The sequence below is a fragment of the Dolichospermum circinale AWQC310F genome (assembly GCF_000426925.1).
In the GTDB taxonomy this organism is placed as follows: Bacteria; Cyanobacteriota; Cyanobacteriia; order Cyanobacteriales; family Nostocaceae; genus Dolichospermum; species Dolichospermum circinale.
The window spans coordinates 56237-66289 of sequence record NZ_KE384672.1 but is presented as its reverse complement, the minus strand read 5'-3'; the positions used below and the strand labels follow the sequence as shown (position 1 = coordinate 66289).

Genomic DNA, 10053 nt, shown 5'->3' with positions numbered 1-10053 from the left:
AATCTCAATTTGCGGAAGTTGACTAAAATCACCAGATAGCCACTGTAAACGCAGAATTTCCGCACCGCTGCGGTTGTATTGTCTCCCAAAAGCTGTATCAAATAAATTCCAGAAGTTGTCTAAATCGGCAAAGGTGCTGAGTTGGTTATATGTCAGCGTCAGGGCAGAGTTGAGCAAGATATTCATAGATTTGATGATTTATTCCTATGGAAATAATGTGACACAAATACTTACAACTGTCAATCTCTACATTTATGCTACAAGTTATAATCAACTTGTAAGCTACTATGCCCCAAATATGTTGTAGGGGTAAACCCCCCGTGGTTGCCCCAAATACGTTGTAGGGGCAACCCCCCGTGGTTGCCCAACCCCCCGTGATTGCCCAACCCCCCGTGGTTGCCCAAATCCCCCGTGGTTGCCCAAACCCCCGTGGTTGCCCAAACCCCCGTGGTTGCCCAAATCCCCGTAGTTGCCTAAACCCCCGTGGTTGCCCAAATCCCCGTGGTTGCCTCAAATACCTGGGTAGGCACGGGGGCGCTACCCCTACAACCTCTACATTCTGTTTGGATCTTTTGCGGGTAATTTGGAAAGGTGTAGGCACGGGGCGCTACCCCTACAACCTCTACATTCTGTTTGGATCTTTTGCGGGTAATTTGGAAAGGTGTAGGCACGGGGCGCTACCCCTACAACCTCTACATTCTGTTTGGATCTTTTGCGGGTAATTTGGAAAGGTGTAGGCACGGGGGCGCTACCTCTACAACCTCTACATTAAATCCAAATCTTTTATATAATTAATTTTGCCTGCCTAAAGTGTGAATCCTGTATTATTGAATTTCCGGGGTATTTTACAAACTATAGTCGCCAACTATGCGCTAGATAAGTTAAAGATGGAAATAACTGACAATTGACTCTCAAAGATTGCTTTTCTCATGCTCAAAACAATCACCAGACTTGAATTTGAGAAAATTCCCCCGCTTTTGGGCAGTTTGTGTAAGTATAAAATTACTACTTAGGCGTGATATTTCATCTTGACATTTCGCAAAAATTAACCCAACTTGACTATTTAGCTGCATAGCTATTATTTATTTTAAATTTCCATGTCAACTCTCGTTATTGTCGAATCTCCCACAAAAGCTCGCACTATTCGCAACTACCTACCAAATGATTATCGGGTAGAAGCTTCCATGGGTCATGTTCGTGACCTTCCCCAGTCGGCCAGCGAAATTCCCGCAGCCGTCAAAGGGGAAAAATGGGCGCAGCTTGGGGTAAATGTAGAAGCTGATTTTGAACCGATTTATGTAGTTCCCAAAGATAAAAAGAAAATTGTTACTCAGTTAAAAGAAGCTCTCAAGGGCGTAAATGAACTGATTCTAGCCACTGACGAAGACCGGGAAGGGGAAAGTATTAGTTGGCATTTATACCAATTGCTCAAGCCGAAAGTGCCGACAAAGCGCATGGTGTTTCATGAAATCACTAAGGAAGCAATTCAAAAAGCTTTGAAAGACTGCCGTACCATTGATGAGCAGTTAGTCCGCGCTCAAGAAACCCGGCGCATTTTAGACCGATTAGTAGGATATACTTTATCTCCGCTACTTTGGAAAAAAATTGCCTGGGGATTATCCGCTGGTCGAGTACAATCTGTAGCAGTACGCTTATTAGTAACTAAAGAACGTCAACGCCGAGCTTTTCATGAAGGGACATATTGGGATTTAAAGGCTAGTTTAGCGCAGGAAAAAAGTCCTTTTAGCGCGGTTCTGGTGACTCTTGGCGGTACGAAAGTTGCCACAGGCAGCGATTTTGACCCCACAACTGGTAGGATTACCGCAGGTCGCAATGTGGTCTTACTCAATGAAGAAGAAGCGGAAGCCCTAAAAGCCCGTTTAGAGGGGAAAACTTGGACGGTGACGGATATGGAAGAACGTCCTGTCACCCGCAAACCCGCGCCACCGTTCACCACTTCTACATTACAACAAGAATCTAACCGCAAATTGCGGTTGTCAGCACGGGATACAATGCGGGTAGCTCAGAATTTGTATGAGCAAGGGTATATTACCTATATGCGGACGGATTCTGTGCATTTATCTGATCAAGCGATATCCGCCGCCCGCGCTTGTGTAGAACAAAAATACGGTAAACAATATCTGAGTCCCCAACCTAGACAATACACAACTAAATCTAAGGGCGCACAAGAAGCCCATGAAGCGATTCGTCCCGCCGGTAGCAGTTTCCGCACTCCCCAAGAAACCGGTTTGACTGGACGGGAATTTTCTGTATATGATTTGATTTGGAAGCGTACTGTTGCTTCACAGATGGCTGATTCTCGCCAAACTCAAATTACTGTACAAATACAAGTTGAAGATGCTGGTTTTCGTTCTTCTGGTAAGCGCATAGACTTTCCGGGCTACCTTCGCGCCTACGTTGAAGGTTCGGATGATCCTGATGCTGCTTTAGAAGATCAAGAGGTAATTTTACCTGCTTTGAAAGTTGGAGATCATCCCCAATGTCATGAACTGGAAACCGTCAGCCATGAAACCCAACCTCCAGCCCGGTATACAGAAGCAACTCTAGTGAAAACTTTAGAAAGTGAAGGTATTGGTCGTCCTAGTACCTACGCCAGCATTATTGGTACGATAATTGATAAAGATTATGCCCAATTGGTGAATAATGCCCTAATTCCCACTTTTACCGCTTTTGCTGTCACTGATTTACTGGAAAAACATTTTCCAGATATTGTTGATCCTAGTTTTACATCTAAAATGGAGCAAACCCTAGATGAAATTTCCACGGGTGAGGCTCAGTGGCTACCCTACTTAAAGGAATTTTATCTTGGTGAGCAGGGTTTAGAAACTTTGGTTAAGGAACAAGAAAGCGAAATTGACGCTAGTAAAGCTAGAACTGTAGAATTAGAAAATTTAGATGCTAAAGTCCGTATTGGTAAATATGGTCCTTATATTGAAGTTACCAATGGTGAGGAAGTATTTACCGCTTCTATCCCTAAAAATCTGACTCCGGCTGATCTTAACCCTAAACAGGTGGAAATCCTGCTTAAACAAAAAACCGCAGGACCTGACCAATTTGGTCGTCACCCGGAAACTGGCGAACCAATTTATATTAAACTGGGTACTTATGGTCCTTACATTCAATTAGGCGATAAAACGGACGAAAACCCTAAACCCAAACAAGCTTCTTTACTCAAAGGTGTGACCCCTGAAACTCTCACCCTAGAAATGGCTGTCGGTTTATTGTCTCTACCCCGTGCTTTGGGAACTCACCCAGAAACAGGTGGTAAAGTCCAAGCTAGTTTGGGACGGTTTGGACCCTATGTAGTTCATGACCAGGGGAAGGAAGGGAAAGATTACCGTTCCCTAAAATCTACCGATGATGTCTTGACAATTTCCCTAAATCGTGCATTGGAATTACTTGCAGAACCAAAAAAAGGACGTTCTGCGACTAAGAGTAAGTCTAAAGAAGCTTTACGGGAGTTGGGGACACATCCAGAAGATGATGCACCAGTTAGTATTTATGATGGTCCCTATGGTCCTTATATTAAACATGGGAAAACTAATGCTAGTATTCCTGAAGGTGAATCAGTAGAAAATATAACGTTGTCTACGGCTGTTGAATTACTTTCAGCTAAAGCATCTACAAAATCTCCACGCAAAACCACTAAATCAACTCCTAGAAGCAAAAAGAAAGACGCAGCAAGTTAGATTTAGCAGCAGTTAGACGGAATAAATTCTTGATCATGACTAATGATCAATAACTATTTCCTATCACCAATTACCCCATTACTAATTAAGGATGTGATAATCTAATAAGTAAGGCAAAACACAAAATTGAAATCTCGTGGTAGTAAATACCATACTTATGGGAATTTGTCAACCATAAGCAAGGCTAAAGTGCGATCATACGCCGGTTTCTGCCACCCTGTTAAATAAAATTGAGGTAGTATCTCAGGAGCGGTCAGTTTAATGGATTATATAGAAAAGGTACTGGAAAAGCTGAAAGAATTAGCTCGGAAGTTAATTGATAGCCTGCTAGGTCCGGAGGCTGAACAGGAACCGGAACTAGTTCCGATTCCTGTCCATGAACGTTCTATGCGCCGTCGCTAAAGTCCTGAAGGTGTGAAAGTTGAATTTACCAGCTTTAAGTATTCTTGTGCTGCACGGGCCAAACCTAAATTTGCTAGGACTTAGAGAACCCGGAATTTATGGTTCTTTGACTCTAGCAGAAATTAATCGTTTGTTAAATTCCAAAGCTATGGAGTTACAAGCACAAATACTACCCGTGCAGTCAAATCATGAAGGGGTTTTAGTAGATGCTATTCACGGGGCATTAGGATATCATCAGGGGATTGTCATTAATGCCGGAGCTTACACTCATACTAGTGTAGCTCTACGAGATGCGATCGCTGCTGTTAATTTACCTACTGTGGAAGTACACCTCAGTAATATTTATGGTCGGGAAGATTTCCGTCATCATTCTTATATCGCACCAGTGGTAATTGGTCAAATTAGTGGTTTTGGCGCTCAAAGCTATTTGTTAGGCTTACAAGCACTGGTGTCTTATTTAAGGAAGTAAGAGGTCATGGGGAATGGGGAATAGGGAATAGGTAATGGGTAATAGGTAATAGGAAACAACGGACAACGGACAACGGACAACGGACAACGGACAACGGACAACGGACAACTGACCACTGACAACGGACAACTGACCACTGACAACGGACAACGGACAACGGACAACTGACAACTGACCACTGACAACGGACAACGGACAACTGACCACTGACAACTGACCACTGACAACTGACAACTGACCACTGACAACGGACAACGGACAACTAACAACGGACAACGGACAACGGACAACGGACAACGGACAACTAACAACGGACAACTAACAACGGACCACTGACTAGCCTGATAAAAATTATGCGTTATTCTTTGGTAAATCGGGTTAAGGGTACTTTTCTGGGAGCTTTTTTAGGGGAGGGTTTAGCTAACCCGAACTGTTGTAATTTGGGTAAAATCGCTGTTTTGGGTACAGAAAGTTTAATTAGTTTGGGGAGGTTAGATGTAGATGATTGGTTAAAGCGTCAAGAACAAGCAGGGATTGAATTAGAAACAAATATTCACTCCTGGGGACAAATAATCTTCGCTACATTACCAGTGGTGATGTTTTTTCATGAAAATCTTATGAAAATGCGAGAAAATATCCTAGAAGTGCAAAGAATATTCATATTGAACCAACAACATAGTCCACTGATCACAGATGCTAGTTTAATCATAGGATATGCGATCGCTAAATCCCTGAATGAAAAAATTGACCCTCTCAACCTGATTTCGGAAATAGTTAATTTTTTAGATCAAACATCAAGTTCTTTACCACAACAATTAATAAAAGTCAATGATTTATTAAAAAAAGGAGTGGGACTAGAAACAGCAAGAAAGGAACTGAACAGTCCAGAAACATTAATTAACAATATTGGTTTAGCTTTTTACTGTTTTCTGAGTACCTTAGAAGATTTTTCCTTGACCGTATTCCGCGCTACGAAAAATCATGATTTTGCTCATGAGTATATTACGGGTGCAATGGCGGGAGCATTATCAGGGGCATATAACAGTATAGTTGGTATACCAGTAAATTGGCAAATTTCCCCCTCATTCACTAACTCCTCACCATGGGGACTTGATAATTTTTCCCAAATGTTAGAATTAGCCGATAGAATGATGGCGGTGTGGTCTGGAGTATATGACTTTGGTGGTGATTTTGGCGAATTTACAAACAAAGGATATACTATCTTTGCTGCTCCTAAGATTATACGTAGGCGTGGAAATGATATAGGATTACTATTTGATTTTTGAACAAAATTATGATTTAACCCCATTCAGGCCTTGGTTGAGAGACAATCTCAACTTATGTATTTGTTAGTATTAGTTAGCAAAAAAGTATCGGTTAAATGTAAACTGCTATCCCTCCCTAAGTTAAGCTGTTACGCAGCTAAACTGTATAATCAGAATATGGCTAGATATGGTGGTGCGGGCATACAACAGCCAAGCTCAGTACAAGTCCTGTCCGCTATAATTATACAAATTAAATGCAGTACAGCTGATGATCTAGCTTGGGAAAGGAGGATATATCTGGGGTATTTTGCGGAAGGAAAGATGAAAACGCAGCGATTTTTGCAGTCCTTGAGACAGCAATTAAGGCAATGGCAGGGACAGTATAAAGCGCTATTTCATAAGGGAAAGTATCACCGGAAACTGCATAAGCATTTTTTGAAAAATATACTTCTGTATTTATCAGCAAATAATCATCAAGGGAAACAGGGAAAACACAGACAGACACAAAGATTAACTGCTAGATTAGTTACCAAAGAGAGTGGCATTGATACAGTTATTTTCAGGTGGGTACATCAAAAACGCTCCTCAATAATTTTGGTATTGGCAATATTTTTACTCACAAGTGTGATAGGAAGTGATTTTTATAACCAACCAAGAATGAAAGTTGGTAGTATTGCCTTACAAACATTTATTGCTCCTTATACGGATAATATTGAAGATAAAGAAGAAACCGAACTGCAACGGAAAGCAGCTATAGATAATTCTGTACCGGTTTTGATGATTGATCATCAGATCAATAAACAAATTAACGCACGGTTGGAAAAGATATTAGATATAAGTAGTGAAATTCGCTCAATAGTTGGTATTTTCCCTTTTTTAAATACTTCAATTTTATCGGCTTATACTCAAAGTTATCTGAGGTCTTTGCCTGAATTAGAATGGCAAAAGCTAATAGTAATTTTGGATAATAATAGACAACAAAACACAAAAAAACAAACCTCTAAGCCGCAATTGTCATTGTCTAATAGTGTGAGTGATGAAGCTGCTTTTCTGCAAGCATTATCAGAACTAGAAGCTTATCAATTTATGACAACAGGAAGTAATGTTTCGGCCCTGATTACCCAAATATTGGAAGTTAGAAAAAGATATAATCAAGGGATTGAAAAAGCATCACAAATAGAAGCTGGTGAGGAACTAAAACAGGTTTATACAGCACCCGTACTGTTAGCTTTATCTGATAATGATTGGGCAAAAACACAGGTAGGAATTCGTAAAAGTGCCGAACGAATTATTGCCCAAGGTATAGCCGCTGGACTACCCAAAAGTATTTTAAATAATGCAGTTAGTTTACAGGTACAATTATCTGTTCCTAGTGAGGCTAAATCCTTCGCAACAAAAGTATTATTGGCGGTACTGCAACCAAATCTTAAACAAGATATAGAACAAACTAAACAACAAGCTCAAATCGTAGCTAGAGAAATACCATCTGTAATGTTTACTGTAAAAAAAGGAGAGATAATTGTTAGTAAAGGAGAGAAAATTACACAATTAAAATTTGAGATACTAACACATTATCGTTTGATTGGTCATCAAGTGAATTGGCTGGGTTTAACAGTTTTAGTAGCCGTTGTCACCGTAGCTATTTGGGTTTTTGTCTGGTTAGAAAGAAAAAGTCATAACTATTTGCGACAACGCGATCGCTTGTTAGTTTTATTACTTACTCTCACTGTCCCCGGAGTATTGGCTCTCGGTTTACCCTATACCACCTGGAGCGCCATTGGTTTATTACTAGGCAGTTTCTATGGACCAACTATAGGTGTAATGGTAGCAGGCTTACTGGCGTTAATACTACCAATTACAGTAGATACAAATGTTCTGATACTGCTGGCAGGGGCTGTGGGCGGAATGTTGAGTGCTTATGTAGCTCATAGATTGCGATCGCGCGAAGAACTAGCATTATTAGGTGTTGTCACGGCATTAACCCAAGGAGGTATATATTTATTATTAAAAATCTTTACTGGTGGGGTATTTGGTTCAGGTTGGTATATCATTCAAGAGGCAGGTTTATTTGCTTTATCTGGTTGGGCTTGGAGTATTGTGGCTTTGGGTTTAAGTCCCTATCTGGAAACGCTCTTTGATGTCATTACCCCTATCCGTTTAGCAGAATTGGCTAACCCCAACCGTCCCTTATTAAAGCGTCTGGCTACGGAAGCCCCTGGGACTTTCCAGCATACTTTATTAGTGGCCACCCTGGCGGAAGCTGCTGCTAAACAATTGGGCTGTAATGTCGAATTGGTGAGAGCCGGGACATTGTACCATGATATTGGGAAAATGCACGACCCCTTGGGATTTATTGAAAATCAAATTGGTAGTCCCAATAAACATGAAACAGAAATAAAAGATCCTTGGAAAAGTGCGAAAATTATTAAAAAGCACGTGACAGAAGGGTTAGTAATGGCCAAAAAACACAGTTTACCCACCGCCATTCAGGCTTTTATTCCCGAACATCAAGGAACAATGGCCATTGCTTATTTTTATCACCAAGCCCAACAAATAGCCCAGGAAAATCCCCAGATTGTAGTCAATAAAGCCGATTTTTGTTACGATGGACCTATACCCCAATCACGGGAAACGGGCATCGTCATGTTAGCAGATTCTTGTGAAGCTGCATTACGTAGTCTGAAAAATGCCACTCCAGATAAAGCACTCAATATGCTAAATAATATTTTACGGGCAAAATGGCAAGATGAACAATTAATCGCTTCGGGATTAACTAGGGAAGAAATGCCAAAAATTGCCCAAATATTTGTGGATGTTTGGCAACAATTTCATCATAAACGCATTGCCTATCCTAAGTCAAAAGCTGCTGATTCGTAATTAAGATGAAACTGTCCGGGCTTGAAGTATCTGTTAAACTAAAGATCAGAAAATAACAAAAGGAAGATTATGATGAGCGATCGTGATTATACCTTGATTATTGACAAAAGTGGTAGTATGTCCACACCAGACCAAGTGGGCGGTAGAACTAGATGGGAAATAGCCCAAGAATCTACCATTGCTTTAGCTAGAAAGTGTGAACAGTTTGATCCAGATGGGATTACAGTTTACGTTTTTTCCGGCAAATTTAAACGTTATGATGACGTGACAACAGCCAAAGTCTCCCAGATATTTCAGGAAAATGATCCAGCCGGTACAACTAACTTAGCTGGTGTATTGCAAGATGCCCTGAATAACTATTTTCAACGCAAAGCAGCAGGTAACACTAAACCCAATGGAGAAACAATTTTAGTGATTACTGACGGTGAACCAGATGATCGCAAAGCTGTATTTGAGGTTATTATACAAGCTACCCGACAAATGGAAAAAGATGAAGAATTAGGAATTTCCATGATTCAAGTCGGTTCAGATGCTCAAGCCACCAAATTTCTCAAAGCCCTAGATGATCAATTACAAGGTGTGGGAGCTAAATTTGATATTTGTGATACAATAACCTTGGATGATTTAGAAGACATGAGTTTAACTGATGTTTTAATGAATGCTATCACAGATTAATTAACGAAAATTACTAATATCTGGAGAGTTTAGTCATGCTAGAAAACCGTGATTATACCTTAATTATTGATAAAAGCGGTAGCATGGCTACCCCAGATCAAAAAGGTGGAAGAAGTAGATGGGTCGCAGCCCAAGAATCAACTTTAGCATTAGCCAGTAAATGTGAACAACTAGATCCCGATGGTATTACCATTTACTTATTTTCTGGGAAATTTAAACGTTATGAGAATGTGACATCTGCCAAAGTTTCACAAATTTTCAAAGAAAATGATCCTTCAGGAACAACAGATTTAGCTGGGGTTCTCAAACACGCTACCGATGATTATTTGCAACGCAAAGCAGCCGGTCAAACTAAACCCAATGGGGAAACAATTTTAGTAGTTACTGACGGTGAACCAGATGATCGTAAAGCTGTAATGAAGGTAATTATTGAAGCTTCTCGTTGTTTGGATAAAGATGAAGAATTGGCTATTTCCTTTATTCAAGTCGGTAATGATCCTCAAGCTACTCGCTTTTTGAAAATTTTGGATGATGAACTGCAAAGTGCAGGTGCTAAATTTGATATTTGCGACACTGTCACCATGGATGATATGGAAGATATGAGTTTATCAGAAGTTTTACTAAATGCTATCACTGATTAACAATATAGGACTCC

General features: G+C 40.5%; 8 protein-coding genes. 6 read left to right on the top strand and 2 right to left on the bottom strand.

The window, feature by feature from the left end:
• On the bottom strand, positions 1 to 186 hold a 186-nt coding region (locus ACIR310F_RS26080; RefSeq protein WP_414534256.1), incomplete at its 3' end, for a hypothetical protein.
• A gap of 911 nt (positions 187 to 1097) precedes the next feature.
• Here ACIR310F_RS26080 and topA point away from each other — a divergent pair.
• Both topA and aroQ read left to right on the top strand, forming a co-directional pair.
• On the top strand, positions 1098 to 3710 hold the full coding sequence (gene topA, locus ACIR310F_RS0106785) for a type I DNA topoisomerase (RefSeq protein WP_028083163.1): 2613 nt from the start codon (positions 1098 to 1100) through the stop codon (positions 3708 to 3710).
• 421 nt (positions 3711 to 4131) lie between these two features.
• Positions 4132 to 4581, top strand: coding sequence for a type II 3-dehydroquinate dehydratase (gene aroQ, locus ACIR310F_RS0106775; RefSeq protein ID WP_028083161.1), 450 nt, complete (start codon positions 4132 to 4134; stop codon positions 4579 to 4581).
• Here aroQ and ACIR310F_RS24790 read toward each other — a convergent pair.
• A complete protein-coding gene (locus ACIR310F_RS24790) occupies positions 4570 to 4899 on the bottom strand; it encodes a hypothetical protein (protein WP_155963652.1) in 330 nt (109 codons plus the stop codon). The genes aroQ and ACIR310F_RS24790 overlap by 12 nt on opposite strands.
• Positions 4900 to 4934: 35 nt before the next feature.
• On the opposite strand from ACIR310F_RS24790, the gene ACIR310F_RS0106770 reads away from it, so the two are divergent.
• The 4 genes from ACIR310F_RS0106770 to ACIR310F_RS0106755 all read left to right on the top strand — a co-directional run bounded on the left by ACIR310F_RS0106770 (position 4935) and on the right by ACIR310F_RS0106755 (position 10039).
• Entirely contained in the window at positions 4935 to 5867 is a 933-nt protein-coding gene (locus ACIR310F_RS0106770; RefSeq protein ID WP_028083160.1) for an ADP-ribosylglycohydrolase family protein, read from the top strand.
• A gap of 300 nt (positions 5868 to 6167) precedes the next feature.
• Positions 6168 to 8723 (top strand): HD family phosphohydrolase, encoded by a 2556-nt coding sequence (locus tag ACIR310F_RS0106765; protein WP_028083159.1) that lies wholly within the window; start codon positions 6168 to 6170, stop codon positions 8721 to 8723.
• Positions 8724 to 8792: 69 nt separating this feature from the next.
• Entirely contained in the window at positions 8793 to 9398 is a 606-nt protein-coding gene (locus ACIR310F_RS0106760) for a vWA domain-containing protein (protein ID WP_028083158.1), read from the top strand.
• 35 nt (positions 9399 to 9433) lie between these two features.
• Complete coding sequence (locus tag ACIR310F_RS0106755) at positions 9434 to 10039, top strand: vWA domain-containing protein (protein WP_028083157.1); 606 nt, start codon at positions 9434 to 9436, stop codon at positions 10037 to 10039.
• Positions 10040 to 10053: the final 14 nt, after the last annotated feature.